A 16,558-nucleotide genomic window follows, 5' to 3' on the forward strand; every position below is an offset into this window, starting at 1 on the left:
CAAAAAGCAAGAGCGGTTCCGCCCACTTCCATCAAAAGCTGAACCGCTCCAGGGAGGAGCCGGTCATGCCATTGCCTCAGGATATGCGTTTCGTCGATCTGCCGTCCTTCGGCGGGCCGGAGGTGATGACGATCGGCAGGCGTCCGCTTCCTGTGCCCGGCGACGGAGAGGTCCTGGTGCGCGCCGAGGCGATCGGCGTCAACCGCCCGGATATTGCCCAGCGCCAGGGCAACTATCCCGCGCCGAAGGGTGCGAGCCCGATCCTCGGCCTGGAATTGTCGGGCGAAATCGTTACCGTCGGCCCGGGCGTCAGCGGCCATGCCGTCGGCGACAAGGTCTGCGGGCTCGCCAATGGCGGCGCCTACGCCGAATATTGCCTGCTGCCGGCAGGCCAGATCCTGCCCTTCCCCAAAGGTTATGATGCAGTGAAGGCGGCAGCTTTGCCTGAAACCTTCTTCACCGTCTGGGCCAATCTCTTCCAGATGGCCGGGCTGACGGAAGGCGAGACGGTGCTGATTCATGGCGGTTCCAGCGGCATCGGCACGACAGCGATCCAGCTCGCCCGCGCCTTCGGCGCCGAGGTCTACGCGACGGCGGGCTCGAAGGAAAAATGCGAGGCCTGCGAAAGGCTCGGCGCCAAACGCGCGATCAACTACAGGAGCGAGGATTTCGCCGAGGTCATCAAGGCCGAGACCGGCCACGGCGTCGATATCATCCTCGACATGATCGGCGCTTCCTATTTCGAGCGCAACATTGCCTCGCTGGCGAGGGATGGCTGTCTTTCGATCATCGCCTTCCTCGGCGGCGCGCTCGCCGAAAAGGTCAATCTCTCGCCGATCATGGTCAAGCGCCTGACGGTCACCGGTTCCACCATGCGGCCGCGCACGGCGGAAGAAAAACGCGCCATCCGCGACGACCTGCTCTCGGAGGTTTGGCCGCTGCTGGAAGCCGGCATCGTCGCCCCCGTCATCCACAAGGTCTTTGCCTTCGAAGAGGTCGTCGATGCGCACCGGCTGCTGGAAGAGGGCAGCCATGTCGGCAAGATCATGCTGCGCGTCGGCTAGAGCAATTCCAGCAAAAGTGCGCCGCGGTTTTGCGTCCGGAATTGCGAAGAAACAAAGAGCAATTCCAGCAAAAGTGAGCAACGGTTTTGCGTCCGGAATTGCGCCAAAACAAAGAGATAGGGCGCTCTTAGTGCGTCCTATCGGACGCGCGGCGCGGTAATGTCAGCGACACCGCGACCGCGAGAACACCGGGCAACGCCATGAGCAGATAGAGCCAGTGCGCCGCCGACAGCGCGCCTGATATGCCGCCGGGATGAACGAGGCCGGCGCCATTGGCGATGACGCCGGCAAAGGCGGCCCCGAACGCCCCACCGAGCGAACTCATCGTCGGGATCGCGGCAGAAGCCTTGTCCTTCTCGTTGTCGGCGACGAGTTTTATCACCATGGCGACGAGATGCGCCCAGCCGAGACCGATGCCGAAGCCCATCATGAACATGCCGATCGCCGCCGGCACGATGATCAGCATATGCCCCTCGGGATTGTCCTTGGCGAGGAAGACGGCGAGGCAAGCGGTCGCCGCCGCCTCGATGAGGGCGCCAATGACGATTGCCCCATAGGCTCGGTGGCCGGTCCACGAGCCGCTGAGGAAGGCCGCGAAGGTCCAGCCGAGGGCGACGAGCGCCACGAGATAACCCGAGACGATCGCGGGCACCCCATGCAAGGTTTGCAGGAAATAGGGAATGAAGACGTCGCTGACGAGAACGACAGTCACGGCGAGCATCGCCAGGTAGACCCGTGAAATCGGCTGGGAAAGGCTGACGGCGCCGGAGGGCAGCAGCCGGTTCGGGCTTCGGCCCTCGATGAAGATCATGCCGGCGACCGCGACGACCGAAGCGGCGATCAGCGCGACCTTCATCGCTGTCGCCTCGATCGCGCCCGCCGTGCTGACCATCAGCACGGCGGCAAGCAGCAGTCCGATCTGAGCAACCGGCGTCTTTGCCTGCTCGCGGTCATCCTCGACGTCGGGCAACAGCCGCGGCGCCAAGAGCGCCATCAGCAGGCCGAGCGGCACGAGCACGATGAAAGCGTAGCGCCAGGCGTGGCCCGAAGAAAAGAAGCCGCCGAGCGTCGGCCCGATGACGGTCGAGACCCCCCAGATTGCCGCATAGAGCGTCGATGCCTTCGGCCATAGCGGCTCGGGATAGACGAAGCGGATGAAGGCATAGCCGAGCGCGGCAAGTGCGCCTGTTCCGAGACCCTGCACCGCGCGTCCGATCAGCACCACCGGCATCGATGGTGCGGCTGCGGCAATCAGGCTGCCGGCGCCGAAGACCAGTGCCGCGATCACATAAACGGATCGAAGCCCGATGCCGCGCGGCCGCATGGCGACGAAGATCGAGCCGAGCACGGCGGCGGCGACGAACAGGCTGGTGACCCAGGAAAACAGCGCGAGCCCGCCGATATCGCGCACGATCGAAGGCGCGATCGTCGCCATGATGTAACTCTCCACAGCATAAAGCGTCACGCCGCCGGCCAGCATCAATGTTGCCGGCAGGTGCTCGGGCAGGAAGAGGCGGAAGACGGAGCTGGCGCTGGCGCTGGGAATGACTGCTGTCTGGTCGATATTCGACATGGGAGGACCCCGAGATTTTTACTGGCGAAGGATTATTTTCCAAGTTATAAATTGGAAAATTACACGCCGCCTCGAATTAAACAAGACTTGACTTGGAAAATATGCGCCAGTCCCCAGCCAACCGGATCCTGATCCTGATAAAGACCGACGGGCCGCAACTCGCCGCCGCGATCGGCGATGCGCTCGGCATATCGGGCGAGGCCGCCCGCCAGCAGCTGTCGAAGATGGCGGAGGAGGGGCTGGTGGAACCGGTCACCGTTGCTGCTGCCGGCCGTGGCCGGCCGCGCCAGCTCTGGTACCTCACAGCCAGCGGCAACCGCCAGTTCCCGGATGGCCATGCCGAACTGACGGCAAACCTCCTCGGCACGCTCCTCGAACAGCTCGGCCCCGCGGCCCTCAATACGGTCATTTCCGCCCGCGAGGCTGAGACGCTGAAGCGCTATCGGCAGGAGCTCAGCCCGGCGCATGACCTTGCCGCACGCGTCGAGGCCCTTGCCGGCATCCGCACCCGCGAGGGCTATATGGCCGATCACTGGCAGGAGCCGGACGGATCCTTCATGCTGGTCGAAAACCACTGCCCGATCTGTGCTGCCGCCACCGCCTGCGCCGGCTTCTGCCGCTCCGAACTCGAAACCTTCCGCGCCGTCCTCGGTGCAAAGGTCGAGCGCAGCGAACACATCCTCGCCGGCGCCCGCCGCTGCGCCTATCGCATCGCGCCAGGTTGACGCCTGTCGATCGGAACGTCGCACGTCACGCCGGTTGCCGCACCTGCCGCCTGCTGCTTTCGAGATAGAGCAGCACTCCGATCGATGCGAGACCCGCGGCCGCGCCGACGAAGGCGGTGCCGGAATAATCGGTGATCGCGGTGCCGAAGGCGAAGAGACCGGCGCTGATGCCAACCCCAATGAACGTGTTCAGCGAGATTAGCGAGGTTCCGAGCCCCGGCCGGTCCGCGATCAGGTCCTGCAGATAGGTGATCGGCACGCTGAGGATCGCTGCCGCCCCGCAGGCATTGAAGAGGAGGAGTGCATAGACGTGCCAGGGTGCGGAAGCAAAGCCGAGCAGCAGCAGATAGACGCAATAGATCAGCGCGCCGAAGGCAAGCACATGTGCGCTTCGGAAGCGGCGCTGCGCAAAGCCCCACATCATCATGAACGGCATCTCGAGCAAAGCCGTCAAACCTGCCATGAAGCCGACATCGACCACGGTGCCGCCGGCCGCATGGGTGATGATCAGCGGCAGGAGCATGCTGTTCAGCCGCTGCAGCCCGAATAGCATCGCCGTGACGATAACGCGCGACAGCACATGCGGCACGAAAATCCGTTTCAGCGAAGCAAAGAAGCCGACTTGATCGGGGGCAGGGGCGCCGGTGCCATTTCCGGGTGCGAAGAAGAAATACAGGCAGAAACAGGTGCAGCTTGCCAATGCCGCGATCCCATAGGCCGGCGTCATCGACGGCGAACTGACGAGATAAAGGCCGATCAACCCCGGCGCCAGCGCCCATGAGCCGGAAAAGAGCGCCCGCACCGTTGAGGTGATCGCCGCCCCTTGACCGCGGTCCATCTGGTTGGTCCTGGCGCGCAGACTGGCGAACAGCAGCGAATAGGTGGAATTGCTCATCGGCACCAGCAAAAGCGTGGAGAAGATGAAGACCGCGGGGCTATGAATGAGCGCGATCGACCCGAAGCCGAGCATGCCGGCGACGCAAAGCCCCAGCACCAGCGGCCGGCGCTCCTTCAGCCTGTCCGACCAGATGCCGAGCGTCAGGCTCGTCGTGACGTTGACGATCGCCGAGAAGAACACCAGCGCCGAATAGGCGCTGTTGCTCAAGCCGAGTTCGTTGATCCCGATGATCGACTGATAGGGCGCGGTCGACGCATAGGTGAAGGCGAGCGCGACGAGGGTCACGGTTGGGATGCGGATCCTGTTGTCGCGAAGGATCAAGGAAAAGGTGGATGGCATGGGGATGGTTCCTGATGCACCACTCTTAGTCGCATCGGACCCATCAGAGAAACGATAGTTTTCGATCGCCTCAGTCAATTTATGTGATGAATATTTGGACGATGTGATCCCGGTCCGAACCCGCAGTGAGGCTGAGCCTCAAACTGGCCAATTCGCCGTGCTCATGGCCGATTGACTCTATCAATCTTCTGCCCTTAGTGCTCGCCGGGGTTGATCAATTGGATGGGGACAATGAAATTTCGTTTTGTTGGCGCTGTGGCGCTTTCTTTCGCCGTTGCAGGTTGCAGTAGCGTTGCTCCTGACGGTCGGCCGCTCATTCAACACTTCTTTCGGGATCTTGTGATGAGGGGATGTGGTTTCCAGATGACATGGGAATCGGCGAGACAAGCCACAGATACCTTTAAGCCAGTTATACCGACTGACAGAGAACGCATGACTGACAGAGGCCTCATGAGAGCTGCGATTGCAGTTTGCGGCAAGGCGAAACCCGGAAATAAGAGCAAAGCCATCGAAGTCCAGGTTCCTGACAGTGGCGGTCTCCTGCGGAAAATCGTTGTTGAAAGAGAATAGAAAAGCGCAGGCGCTCACCCCAGCCTCCGTCTTCCTCGGGCTTGACCCGAGGACCCACGCTGGCATCCATCAGCACCGGGCATGGATCCTCGGCTCAAGGCCGAGGAAGACGGAATGTGCGGTGACGTCTTCGCTAAACTCGCCGCAGGCGCGCCAGGTGCTCCATCAGGCAGGCACTCGCGCGGCCGCCTAACCCTTGCAAAGCGTCAACCCCGTTGGCTTTCCCCGCGTGACGCGTTATGGACTGCGCTACCCCCGCCAGCATCCGGACAAAAGCTCATGACCAATCCCGTCACCGTCGAAGTCACCCGCGGCCTGCTCGTCGAAAGTCGCCATCGCGGCGCGGTGGCCGTGGTTGATGGTGATGGCAAGCTTGTCTTCTCGCTGGGCGACATCGAGGCTGCGGTCTTCCCGCGCTCGTCCTGCAAGGCGATGCAGGCGCTGCCGCTGGTCGAGAGCGGTGCGGCCGATGCCTATGGCTTCGGCGATAAGGAATTGGCGCTGGCCTGTGCCTCGCATAATGGCGAAGACGAGCATGTGGCGCTTGCCGCTTCGATGCTGTCGCGGGCCGGTCGCGATGCCGAGGCGCTGGAATGCGGCGCCCATTGGTCGATGAGTCAAAAGGTCCTGATCCGTCAGGTCCGCGCGCTCGATGCGCCGAACGCGCTGCACAACAATTGCTCGGGAAAACATGCGGGCTTTATCTGCGCCTGCTGCCATCAGGATATCGATCCAAAGGGCTATGTCAGCACCCAGCACCCGCTGCAGGTCGAAATCCGCGCGGCGATGGAAAGCCTGACCGGCGCGGTGCTCGGAGCAGAAAGCTGCGGCACCGACGGCTGCTCGATCCCGACCTATGCCGTGCCGCTGCGCAGCCTGGCTCACGGTTTTGCCAAAATGGCGACCGGCACCGGCCTCGAACCCCTACGCGCCAAGGCATCCCGCCGGCTGATCGAAGCCTGCATGGCCGAACCCTTCTACGTCGCCGGCTCCGGCCGCGCCTGCACGGCGCTGATGCAGATCGCCCCCGGCCGGATCTTCGTCAAAACCGGTGCCGAGGGTGTCTTCTGCGCCGCCATCCCGGAAAAGGGCATCGCCATCGCGCTCAAATGCGAGGACGGCACGACCCGTGCTGCCGAAGCCATGGTGGCGGCGACACTTGCCCGCTTCTTCGAGACGGAAGACGAGGTGCATGCGGGCCTGATGGCCTTTGCCGCAACGCCGATGCGCAATTGGAACGGCATCCATGTCGGCGATGTCAGGGTCACCTCCGCCTTGTCCGGATGAGTGCGATCCCACGTATATAAGTTACTAAAAAATAAGAATTATCTAATATAAAGGAGGTGCGCCCCGCGATCGCGGATGCACCCCTTCGCGGCGACGTGAGCACAGTCCAAGCCATGAGGGCAGGGCATGTTTGCAGGCCGCTATCTCTGGTGGATGCTGATGGGTATCGGCATCTTCATGTTCGCCGCGCTGAGCCTCGATTATATCACCTGGCTCACCATCCAGCTGTCCGGCTGCGGCGATATGGCCGGCGCCTGCGAACCGGCCCTCCGGCTGATATCGGGCGTGCTCAAACCCGCCTGCATCTGGGCTGCGATCGCCGTGCTCTTCATGGCGACGCTGCTCCGTCTTCACGCTCTCTCGCTCATCTGGTTCTGGGGGCCGATCGTCGCCATCTGGTTCGTTGCTTCCACGCCGATCCTGCTCTTCCTGGCGGCGGATGCGGCGGCTCTGACGCGACCCGCCACCCTGGCGGCGCTGCCCGTCGCCTTGCTGTTTCTGGCGGCTTTCGTCGCCTATCTCATGATTGCCGTCGAGGATGGCGACATGCCGCCGCTCGCAGCCTCGGCGCCGTTGCGCCTCGCACTCCGCCTGACGGCGGTCTATGGCGCGCTTGCCGGTGCAGCCTTCATGCCGGAACTGTCGCGGATCGCCGGGACCCTGCTCGATATGCCGGCTCTTTCCGTCATCATCGCGCTGGCGCAGCCATATCTGCAGACGGTGCTTACCCTTGGAACCGGCAGCATGGCGCCGGCCTATACCGTACTGGCGGCCTTCATCGCGGCCCTTGCCGCAAGCCTCCTGCCGCATGCTGCCGCACCGCAGCCCTCCCGCAGCACCATCATGCTGCGGCGATCGCGCCGTTGAGATCGCGATAGGGTTTCAGCTGTTCGGCGGTCATCTCCATGGGCACGATCAGCCCCGCCACCTCCGAAATGCCAAGCACCGGGCAGGGCGAGACGAGGTCGAACTTCTCCTCGGTCAGCAGCACATGGGTTTCGGCCGAGCAGCGGGCGATATGCCGCTTGATCGCCGCCTCCTCGAAATCGCCGGTGGAAAGCCCGTGCACCGGATGCGCGGCCGTCACCCCGAGGAAGAAGAGATCGGGGCGAAGCTGCGAGATAGCCGCCATTGCCGCCGCCCCCGTCGCCACCATCGAATGTTTGTAGAGCCGCCCGCCGGTGAGGATCACCTCGGCTGTCGGGTGGTGTTCCAGCTCGGCGGCGATGGTCGGGCTGTGGGTCGCAACCGTCAGCGGCATGTCGCGCGGCAGCTGCCTGGCAATTTCCGCCGTCGTCGTGCCGCCGTCAAGGAAGATCATCTGACCGGGCCTCACCATCGCCGCCGCCGCTGCTCCCAGCCGCGCCTTGATCTGCGACGAGACGCTGCGCCGCGCGGTGAAATCAGGCAGGTCTGGCGCCAGCGGCATTGCCCCGCCATGCACCCGTTTCAACAGCCCCTCCGCCGCCATTTCCCTGAGGTCGCGGCGGATCGTGTCCTCGGAAAGCGCGAAATCCTCGGCGACGCGCTTGGCGATGACCTGGCCGTCACGGCGCAGGATTTCGAGAATGAGGGTCTTGCGTTGCGTTGTCAGCATCGGTTCTCTGCACGAAATTATACATAATGACCCGATATTGCACGAAATGACTCGACATTCAAGAAATATCGTGCATTTTCACGAAATCCCGTGCATGAGGCCGGGAGTGCTCACGCATATGCGGAGCGAAGGAGTGGATCATGTTGATTTTGATTGCCGGGCCTTACCGGTCCGGAACGGGCGACGACCCGGAAAAGATGGCCGCTAACCTGAAGCGGCTGGAGGCGCCCTCGCACGCGCTGTTTCAGGCCGGCCATGTGCCGATGATCGGCGAATGGGTGGCCCTGCCGATCTGGCACGCCGCCGGCGGCCGGTCGGTCGGCGACGCGCTCTACGAAGAAATCTTCCACCCGGTCGCCGGCCGGCTGCTGCAGCTCTGCGAAGGTGTGCTGCGCCTGCCCGGCGATTCCAAGGGAGCGGACAACGACGTGCGCATCGCCCGGGAACGCGGCATCCCGGTCTGGCACCGGCTGGAGGATGTGCCGGGCTGCGGCTGAGGGTGCGTGTTTTCTCTCCGGAGGGAGAAGGGGACCTATCGTATCCGGCTGCGTTGGCTGACAAGGCGAGTTGAAGTGCAAGATCTGCCCCTCACCCTAACCCTCTCCCCGTAAAAACGGGGCGAGGGGACGTGCCTTGCGCGAGGTGAGTGGGGAATGGAGAGGTCGCGGCATATCCCCTTCGCCCCGCCTGCGGGGAGAAGGTGGCGGCAGCCGGATGAGGGGTGAGGCACGGCACATTGGTCAGTGCCCTCGCACCCCACGTACCCATCCTTGTCCTAATGGGCTCCGGAGAGGACGATCAAAACCCAATCTCCCCAGTTCCGGCGCACTGACCTCTACGCTATAACCCTTGCCGAAAGGGAGTCGAGAACCATGCTGACACTCTACTACGCGCCGGGAACATGCGCGCTCGCAAGCCTTATTGCCCTGGAAGAATCCGGCCTGGCCTTCAAAGTCAAGAAGATCAGCCTCCGCGATGGCGAGCAGCGCTCGCCGGATTATCTGAAGATCAACCCGAAGGGCCGGGTGCCCGCACTGGTCACCGATTATGGCGTGCTGACGGAAACGCCGGCGATCCTGGCCTATATCGCCCAGAGCGCGCCGGCCGCCAAGCTGGCGCGGCTCGATGATCCCTTCGAATTTGCCAGGCTCCAATCCTTCAACAGCTATATCTGCTCTACCGTGCATGTGAACCATGCCCATCGCCCGCGCGGTTCGCGCTGGGCCGACGAGCCGGCGGCAATCGAGGCGATGAAGGCCAAGGTGCCGCAGAATATGGCCGATTGTTTTACGCTGATCGAGCAGACGATGTTTGAAGGCCCATGGGTGATGGGCGAAGCTTATTCGCTCGCCGATCCCTATCTTTTCGTCATGACCGACTGGCTGCCGTCGGACGGCGTCGATCCCGCCCGCTTCGAAAAGGCTAGCGACCATCACGCCCGCATGCTGCAGCGCCCCGCCGTCCAGCGGGCGCTGGCCTACGATCGGGCCTGATCTCTAAAACGGGTAGCAAGCTTCTTCGGCGCCCGGAACAGCCAGGCGCCGATCAACCGCAGCCGCAATTCCTCGTCGCCGATCATGGTGGCGCGCACCGGCAGATGCGGCCAGCCGACATAATGATCGGTTTGAAAATAGACGTCGGGCGCCATTTCCAGCAGGTGATCCTTGTCGTCGAGCGAAATCGAGATCACGATCGTCTCGGCGTTCTTCACCGCCACAAAACTCTTGCCGCCGACCTTCAGCGCCGGATTGCCGTAGGAAGTGCTCTCCTCGACATCAGGCAAGCCGGCTTCCGCCGCCAGCCGCTTCAGGCGTTCGAAGATCGCATCGACATCGCCGGCCATGGTTCCGCCCTTTCTGCCAGGGCGAAACCTAGAGCCTTTCCGGGTTAGATTGAAGCATTCTGTTGGCTCAAACGGAGTCGGATGGTCGACCGGCCGGCGCGCGTCGTAGCCCGGCTCTACGGCCAAGCCGGCCGGTCGATCAGCCGGCCCGTTTCAGCCAACCCGGTGGGCCGGGCATCTTTCCGCCAGGATCAAAGGCGATCGGCTCGGACGTACCGTGGGGTATGCCCGTCGCCAATCGCCTTTGCCCTGACGAAAACCTGCTCCGGCAGAATGCTTCAATCTAACCCGGAAAGGCTCTCGCATATTTTCAGGCGCATTTCGCCAGCGGCGGCTTGGCCTCCGCCTGAAAGCCGGTCTGCATCCCGAGCGGCAGATCGGCGATTTCGCGCATCGACATGCGCTCGACCTCGGGATGCCGCAGCGGATCGTCCTTCCAGGCCGGGGCAATTTCTGCGCCTCCCACCTGAAGGGCAGCTCTCAAGAAAAACTTCAGCAACGACATGGCATGCCTCGCTTTCTCAGTGGCGTAGAAGGATGATCGCAAGCGGCTGGCGCCTGCTGAGCCGTCCCACCCGCCCACACCCTGCGTTCGAATGGATTGCCTATGCTTGCAATGTCGGCCTCAACAGGCAGATTTTCAATTGAGAATAACGCTGAGGCGGTATAGAAAAACTATATGAAGAACCTGAACATGGTCCATCTCAACGGCCTGCGGGCGCTGGAAGCCGTCGGCCGTCTCGGCTCGTTGCAGGCAGCGGCCGACGAACTCGGCGTCTCGGTCGGCGCCGTCAGCCAGCAGGTCATCAAGGCCGAAGCCCAGCTTGGCCAGGTGATCTTCGAGCGCACAGCCCGGGGAATGATCGTCACCGAAGCCGCTCGGCCGGTACTCCTGGCGCTCGACGAGGGGTTTGCCCGTCTTTCGGCGGCGGTATCGATCGCCAGCCGCAAGGATGATACGATCCTGACCATATCGGTGGCGCCGGTCTTCGCCGCCCGCTGGCTGGTCTGCCGGCTCGATCGTTTCGCCGAGCGTCATCCCGACATCAAGCTGCGGCTGGATGCAACGACCAATCTCGTCAGTCCGGCGCTTTGCGATGTCGATATCGGCATCCGCGTCGGCACCGGTAAATGGCCTGACGTGAAGGCCGAATTGCTCCTGGAACAGGAGGTCTTTCCCGTCTGTTCGCCTGAGATGGCGGCGAAGTTGAAAGAACCCGCCGATATCCTCGCCCTGCCGGCCATCATCGACGGCCATGCCATGTTCACCTGGGAGGTCTGGATGCGCGAGGCCGGACTATCAGGCGCGACGCTTTCAACCCGCCACGTCTTCAACGATGCCTCGCTCTGCCTCGATGCGGCGATCGCCGGCCAGGGCGTCATGCTGGCCTGGCAGACCCTTTCCGGCTTTGCGCTCGCCGAAGGCCGGCTGGCCGCCCCCTTCGGCATTCGCGCCCGTACCGGCTTCGGCCACTACTTCGTCACCGCCGAAGGCATACGCGAGCCGAAGAAGGTCAAGGATTTCAAGGCCTGGATTCGCGAAGAGATGGCCGGCACGCTCGCGCTTTTCCAGTGATTTTCACACCTCGATCGGCTCCTTGCCGCGGATCGCCTGCATCGCCTTATAGGCCGGGCGGGACTGGCAACGCTCGATCCAGGCTTTGACATTGGGATGGGCTTGGAAAAGCTTCTCTTCGCTCTGGGCGTAGCGCAGAACCTCGGCTAGGTTGAGATCGGCGACGGTAAATCGGTCGCCGACGATCCACTGCCTTCCGGCAAGGTGGCTTTCGAGAACCGCCAACGGCTTGCGCAGCGACCGGCAGGAAACCGCGATCGTCTGTTGGCCGCCTTCGCTGTTTTCGAGCCCGTTATCATAGGTGAGCACGATCTTCACCGTAAGCGGTTCGACCTGCGACGCCGCCCAGACCGTCCACATCGTCAGCAATCCGTCTTCTTCGACGGTTTGGCCGGAAAGCGGCCCGCCATGTCTACGCGCCAGGTAAAGATTGATCGCCAGCGACTCGTGCATGATGAGGTCGCCATCCCGAATGCTGGGGATCTGCGCCATCGGGTTGACGGCAACGAATTCAGGCGAATGCGTATTGAGTGGCGCATCCGGAGAGGGCGGATCTGCTAGCCGCCTTGCCTGCAGCACCGGCACCGACTGGAATTCGAGCCCGAGCTCCTCCGCCATCCAGTAAACGCGAGAGGCGCGCGATCGGTAGACCCCGTAGATTGTCAGCATGAACGATATCCCCTCGATATGTCCAAAGACCGTAAATGCCGGATCGGGCTGCGAGAAGTCCCTGGCGCTTATGGGATGATGAAAGCTTTTGATGCGCCAAGCAATTCCGGTAAAAAAGTGCTCAGTTGTACAAACCGCGCGGTGGTTTTCACAGGCCGGAAGAGAGTCGAGTGCCTGACAGACACCAAGTCGGGGTGCCTCCGTAGGCCGGTGCGAGTTTGGCGGAAACGCGCTCCCACCCTCCGTCATCCTCGGCCTTGTGCCGAGGATCTATGCCCGTGGCGATTGATCGATACGGTGCAGATGCTCGGCACAGGGCCGAGCATGACGGAGCAAGGGGCGGGCGAAGGAGCCACTCACGGAACGAATGCCCTTGTCAGGAATGCTATCCGCGCGCGAAACCAAGTAATGCCGCCTTCGGCATAATCTGACTTTATGCCACAAAAACAAAGAGATAGAGCATTTTCGTCTCTCGGGAAAGCAAATGCTCTCCTCAGGAGACGCGGTTTCTCTCGACGGTCAGCTGTGCATAGGGCGAGCCGCCGCCCGCCATCTCGCCGGAGACCTTCTTTTCCCATTGGAAGCCGAGCACCGCCCCTTCGGCGGTCTCCTGGAAGATGTTGTCGGTGATGACGGCAGTGCCTGCGCCATCGGCGACCGAGACGGCGCATCCCACAGGCGCCTTGCGCACCACATTGCCTGTCACAACGACGTTGCGCAGATACGGTCCCCAGCCGATCTGAAGGCCCCACCGCGGCGCGCCCTCGATCACATTGCCTGAAATCAGCGTATCGGCCTCGGCCGCAATGCCGATGCCGAAGCCGACCTCGTGCTGGTATGGGCCGCGCAGCGTCAGGTTGCGCACGACATTGCCGGTGACGCTCGCCAGCCGGCCGCCCTCGTCGAAATTGGCGATCGAGATGCCGTTCGCCGCCCCGTCGATCATGTTGGCGGAAACGACGGCGCCTTCGAAGGCGAATTCGACATAGATCGCCGTCTCGCCGGACCGCCGGCACTGATTGCTGCTGATCTGGATGTCCGAAGCCGAATTGGCGCGGATCGCCGTAAAGGCGCAATCGGAGATCTGGTTATTCACCACCATCACGCCGTCGGCGCGGAAGATGTTGATGCCGTTGCCGTTTTGCCCGGTGCCCCCGTCATTGGCGCGGATGTTGGAGATGCGGTTGCCGAATACGACAGTGCCGTCCTCCGCCTTCTTCCAGCGATGCACCAGGATGCCGCCATTGCCGCAATCCGAGACCGTATTGCCGGTGACCGAGAGGGTGCTGGAATCCACCGCGTAAAGCCCGGATTGGGCAGCCCCCGAGATGCGGCTGCGCTCGATCCGCCCGCCGCAGCGCTCCAGTTGCAGCCCGTGTTTGCGGCTGCCGCCGATCTCGCAATTGTCGATCAGCACCTCGTCGACGCCGGTAAATTGCAAAAGCCCGCCGGCATAGTCGCCAAGCCAGCGGTTGCCGCCGTCGATGACGAGATTGGAAAGCTCGATCCGCCGCACGTTCTCGGCCGCAAACAGATGGCCTTCGCCAGTATAGACGATCCGCGAGGCGCCCGGCACGCCAGTGATACGCGTATTGTCGGGCAAAGTGAGATTGGAGACCCGGTAGGTGCCGGGCGGCAGGAAGACCGGCACGTTCTCGCGCGCCGCTTGTTCGATCATCTGCTGCAGGTTGCGGGTCTTGCGATCGCCGCTGTCGGGAATGGCGCGATAGTCCACCGCGTCGATCGCCCCGCGCAGATTGGGCTGAGCGGCCGCCGTCAGCGGCGAGGCAAGTGCGCGCGATGCCCCTCCCGCAACGGCCGAGGCGGCAAGAAAGAAAAGCATGTCGCGGCGTGAGCGCATCCGGGGATCACTTGTCATAACGCGCCGTAGCAGGAAACGTGCCAAACCCGCATGAATTGTTTTGGCACAAGCTTGGCAAAGGCCGGCGAAATTGCCGTTATGGCCGAGCGCGACGGCAGGATATCGCCGCTTATATTGTCGTCTTGTTCACCCTTTCATTTAAGCAAGCCGAAGGAAATGAGGACTACTTTGAAGGGAATTTCAATGATGACGATTGCGGGATACGGCCTTCGGCCGGCGGGGAGAATGGCGTCATGCACGAATTGGGTGCCAGGCGATGGGAATCGACCGATGCCCTGACGGCCGAAACGCGACGCATCGTCGCCGCGACGGAGGCAATGATGGCATCGACCGCTCATCACCTTTCCGAGGGTATCGAGAACCTGCGCCTCAAAGCGATCGTCCACGAACTGCCGGATTTCCTTTACGTCAAGGATCGTGACAGCCGCTTCGTCTTCGCCAACGCCGTCACCGCCAGCAGCCTTGGCCTGGAGAGTGCCGCGCTGATCACCGGCAAGCGCGATTTCGACCTGTTCGATTTCGAGACGGCGTGCCGCCATTTCGACATCGAACAGCAGATCATGGCGACCGGCGAAGCCCGCATCGACATGGAGGAATCCTACACCCTTCCAGGCGCCCGCAAGCCGATATGCCGGCTAACCTCGAAGATACCGCTGCGCAACGATCGCGGCGAGATCGTCGGCCTGATCGGTGTTTCCCGTGATATCACCGAACGCAAGCGCCAGGAGGATCTGCATCGCGGCCAGGCGAGCCTGCTGGAAATGATCGCCCGCAACGAGCCGTTGCCGATGATCCTCGAGGCGCTCGTGCTGATGATCGAGGCGCAGCTGGATGGGATTGACGGATCCGTGCTGCTGCTCGACGGCGAGGGCACCAGGCTCTATCACGGCGCGTCCCCCAATCTGCCCGGCGGCTATAGCCGCCTGATCGATGGCGTCACGATTGGCCCCAAGGTCGGCTCCTGCGGTACCGCCGTCTGGCGCGGCCAGACGGTGATCGTCGAGGACGTGACGATTGATCCGCTCTGGGAGGATTTTCGCGCGATGATCGCGCCGTTCGGCTTCCGATCCTGCTGGTCGACGCCGATCGCCACCTCGCAGAACAATGTGCTCGGCACGTTTGCGCTCTATTCCCGGGAAGTCCGCCGTCCCACCGAGCACGAGATGACGCTGGTGGCGCTCGCCACCCATATCGCCGGCATCGCCATCGAGCGCAAGCGTGTCGATGACCGCATACATTTCATGGCCCATCATGACGATCTGACGGGCCTGCCGAACCGCGCCTTCCTCAAGGAACGGCTGGCGAGCATTCTTGACCAGGCCCGGCGCAACAACCGCAAGGTGACCGTCGCCTATATCGATCTCGACAATTTCAAGGACATCAACGACGGCCGCGGCCACGCCGCCGGCGACGAGGTGCTGAAAGAGATCGCCGCCCGCATGGCCAACAGCGTCAGGGCGTCCGATATGGTCGTGCGTCTCGGCGGCGACGAATTCCTCGTGGTGCTCGTTCACCAGTCGAGCCACGATGCCGGCATCACGCGCCGCCTTCGCGAGCTGCAGAAGGCGATCAACCGGCCGATCCGCGGGGCGCATGGCGAAATCACCGTCACCTCCAGCATCGGCGTTGCCGCCTTCCCCTTCGATGGCGCGACCTCGGAAGAGCTTCTCGCCAATGCCGACCGCGCCATGTACCGCGCCAAGGAGCTCGGCCGCAACACATTGCAGCATCACGATGGCGGCAGCACGCCTGTGGGAATGCCGCTAGGCGAGCAGGAGGAACTGCATCAGGCGATCACTGGCCAGCAGTTGTTCCTGCAATACCAACCGCAGGTCGACGTCGCCACCGGCCGCATCACCGGGCTGGAGGCATTGGTGCGCTGGAACCATCCGGCAAAGGGCAGGGTGCCTCCGGTCAATTTCATTCCGCTCGCCGAAGAGACCGGCCTTATCGTTCCCCTCGGCCTCTGGGTTCTGAACGAGGCCTGCCGCCAGGCGCGCCACTGGCAGGACATGGGCCTGGCGCCGCTGACGATTGCCGTCAACGTCTCGGCTAAACAGTTCGCCGATCCTGACTTCGCAACCCACGTCGCCGAGGCGCTGGAGCGCCACCGCCTGCAGTCCCGCTGGCTGGAGCTGGAAGTCACCGAAAGCGTGGTGATGCAGAATGCCGAACGCGCGCTTGCCATGATGGAAACGCTGCGGGGGCTTGGCGTGCGCCTGTCGATCGACGATTTCGGCTCCGGCTATTCCAGCCTGGCGGCGCTGAAGACCTTCCCCTTCGACCGCTTGAAGATGGACCGTTCGCTGGTCGAGGCCCTGCCGGGCGACAAGACCGCCGTTGCCATCGCCTCGGCGGTCATTTCGCTGGCGCAGACGCTGAAGCTCTCGGTTCTCGCCGAAGGCGTCGAAACCGACGCCCAGATGGATTTCCTGCGCCAGGCCCACTGCGAGGAGGCGCAAGGCTTCCGCTTCTCCAAGCCGGTCTCCCCGGAGGAGATCCCGGCATTGCTGCAGACTGGCAGTCTCTGATGCA

At 62.9% G+C, this 16,558-nt stretch carries 16 protein-coding genes; 9 read left to right on the forward strand and 7 right to left on the reverse strand.

The genetic code is table 11. The features are described from left to right. Nucleotides 1-65: 65 nt before the first annotated feature. Nucleotides 66-1,064 (forward strand): NAD(P)H-quinone oxidoreductase, encoded by a 999-nt coding sequence (locus HX898_RS21750; RefSeq protein WP_180195703.1) that lies wholly within the window; start codon nucleotides 66-68, stop codon nucleotides 1,062-1,064. Nucleotides 1,065-1,191: 127 nt separating this feature from the next. Here the strand turns inward: HX898_RS21750 and HX898_RS21755 are convergent, their stop codons facing one another. Further along, nucleotides 1,192-2,637: an MFS transporter gene (locus tag HX898_RS21755; RefSeq protein WP_180195704.1), complete on the reverse strand. Its 1,446-nt coding sequence runs from the start codon at nucleotides 2,635-2,637 to the stop codon at nucleotides 1,192-1,194. 101 nt (nucleotides 2,638-2,738) lie between these two features. Between HX898_RS21755 and HX898_RS21760 the strand changes: the two genes are divergently transcribed. Then, nucleotides 2,739-3,362 carry a metalloregulator ArsR/SmtB family transcription factor gene (locus HX898_RS21760; protein ID WP_180195705.1) on the forward strand — a complete coding sequence of 208 codons (624 nt, stop codon included), beginning with the start codon at nucleotides 2,739-2,741 and terminating at the stop codon, nucleotides 3,360-3,362. A 25-nt stretch (nucleotides 3,363-3,387) separates the two neighbouring features. On the opposite strand, the gene HX898_RS21765 is transcribed toward HX898_RS21760, so the two are convergent. Further along, nucleotides 3,388-4,599, reverse strand: coding sequence for an MFS transporter (locus HX898_RS21765; RefSeq protein WP_180195706.1), 1,212 nt, complete (start codon nucleotides 4,597-4,599; stop codon nucleotides 3,388-3,390). Between the two features lie 231 nt (nucleotides 4,600-4,830). Here HX898_RS21765 and HX898_RS21770 point away from each other — a divergent pair, with 231 nt between their 5' ends. The 3 genes from HX898_RS21770 (at nucleotide 4,831) to HX898_RS21780 (ending at nucleotide 7,323) form a co-directional block, all read left to right on the forward strand. Next, nucleotides 4,831-5,169 carry a hypothetical protein gene (locus HX898_RS21770; RefSeq protein ID WP_180195707.1) on the forward strand — a complete coding sequence of 113 codons (339 nt, stop codon included), beginning with the start codon at nucleotides 4,831-4,833 and terminating at the stop codon, nucleotides 5,167-5,169. Between the two features lie 279 nt (nucleotides 5,170-5,448). Further along, a complete protein-coding gene (locus tag HX898_RS21775) occupies nucleotides 5,449-6,456 on the forward strand; it encodes an asparaginase (RefSeq protein WP_180195708.1) in 1,008 nt (335 codons plus the stop codon). Nucleotides 6,457-6,582: 126 nt separating this feature from the next. After that, the gene (locus HX898_RS21780) at nucleotides 6,583-7,323 is read left to right on the forward strand and encodes a hypothetical protein (protein WP_180195709.1); all 741 of its coding nucleotides are present in this window, start codon (nucleotides 6,583-6,585) and stop codon (nucleotides 7,321-7,323) included. On the opposite strand, the gene HX898_RS21785 is transcribed toward HX898_RS21780, so the two are convergent. Beyond that, a complete protein-coding gene (locus HX898_RS21785; RefSeq protein ID WP_180195710.1) occupies nucleotides 7,298-8,053 on the reverse strand; it encodes a DeoR/GlpR family DNA-binding transcription regulator in 756 nt (251 codons plus the stop codon). The two genes, HX898_RS21780 and HX898_RS21785, sit on opposite strands and share 26 nt — an antisense overlap. Nucleotides 8,054-8,193: 140 nt before the next feature. Between HX898_RS21785 and HX898_RS21790 the strand changes: the two genes are divergently transcribed. Next, nucleotides 8,194-8,550: a hypothetical protein gene (locus tag HX898_RS21790; protein WP_012756560.1), complete on the forward strand. Its 357-nt coding sequence runs from the start codon at nucleotides 8,194-8,196 to the stop codon at nucleotides 8,548-8,550. Nucleotides 8,551-8,925: 375 nt separating this feature from the next. After that, nucleotides 8,926-9,546, forward strand: coding sequence for a glutathione S-transferase family protein (locus tag HX898_RS21795; protein ID WP_180195711.1), 621 nt, complete (start codon nucleotides 8,926-8,928; stop codon nucleotides 9,544-9,546). Here the strand turns inward: HX898_RS21795 and HX898_RS21800 are convergent. Both HX898_RS21800 and HX898_RS21805 read right to left on the reverse strand, forming a co-directional pair. Beyond that, complete coding sequence (locus tag HX898_RS21800) at nucleotides 9,531-9,896, reverse strand: MmcQ/YjbR family DNA-binding protein (RefSeq protein ID WP_180195712.1); 366 nt, start codon at nucleotides 9,894-9,896, stop codon at nucleotides 9,531-9,533. The genes HX898_RS21795 and HX898_RS21800 overlap by 16 nt on opposite strands. A gap of 310 nt (nucleotides 9,897-10,206) precedes the next feature. After that, nucleotides 10,207-10,401, reverse strand: coding sequence for a hypothetical protein (locus tag HX898_RS21805; RefSeq protein ID WP_180195713.1), 195 nt, complete (start codon nucleotides 10,399-10,401; stop codon nucleotides 10,207-10,209). A gap of 174 nt (nucleotides 10,402-10,575) precedes the next feature. On the opposite strand from HX898_RS21805, the gene HX898_RS21810 reads away from it, so the two are divergent. Further along, the gene (locus HX898_RS21810) at nucleotides 10,576-11,472 is read left to right on the forward strand and encodes a LysR substrate-binding domain-containing protein (protein ID WP_171599302.1); all 897 of its coding nucleotides are present in this window, start codon (nucleotides 10,576-10,578) and stop codon (nucleotides 11,470-11,472) included. A 3-nt stretch (nucleotides 11,473-11,475) separates the two neighbouring features. Here the strand turns inward: HX898_RS21810 and HX898_RS21815 are convergent, their stop codons facing one another. Then, entirely contained in the window at nucleotides 11,476-12,141 is a 666-nt protein-coding gene (locus HX898_RS21815) for a glutathione S-transferase family protein (RefSeq protein WP_180195714.1), read from the reverse strand. 493 nt (nucleotides 12,142-12,634) lie between these two features. Next, nucleotides 12,635-14,002 (reverse strand): TIGR03808 family TAT-translocated repetitive protein, encoded by a 1,368-nt coding sequence (locus HX898_RS21820; RefSeq protein WP_180195715.1) that lies wholly within the window; start codon nucleotides 14,000-14,002, stop codon nucleotides 12,635-12,637. 254 nt (nucleotides 14,003-14,256) lie between these two features. On the opposite strand from HX898_RS21820, the gene HX898_RS21825 reads away from it, so the two are divergent. Continuing rightward, nucleotides 14,257-16,554: an EAL domain-containing protein gene (locus HX898_RS21825; RefSeq protein ID WP_138387800.1), complete on the forward strand. Its 2,298-nt coding sequence runs from the start codon at nucleotides 14,257-14,259 to the stop codon at nucleotides 16,552-16,554. Nucleotides 16,555-16,558: the final 4 nt, after the last annotated feature.

This window comes from Rhizobium sp. WYCCWR 11128 (assembly GCF_013416305.1).
Classification (GTDB): domain Bacteria; phylum Pseudomonadota; class Alphaproteobacteria; order Rhizobiales; family Rhizobiaceae; genus Rhizobium; species Rhizobium indicum.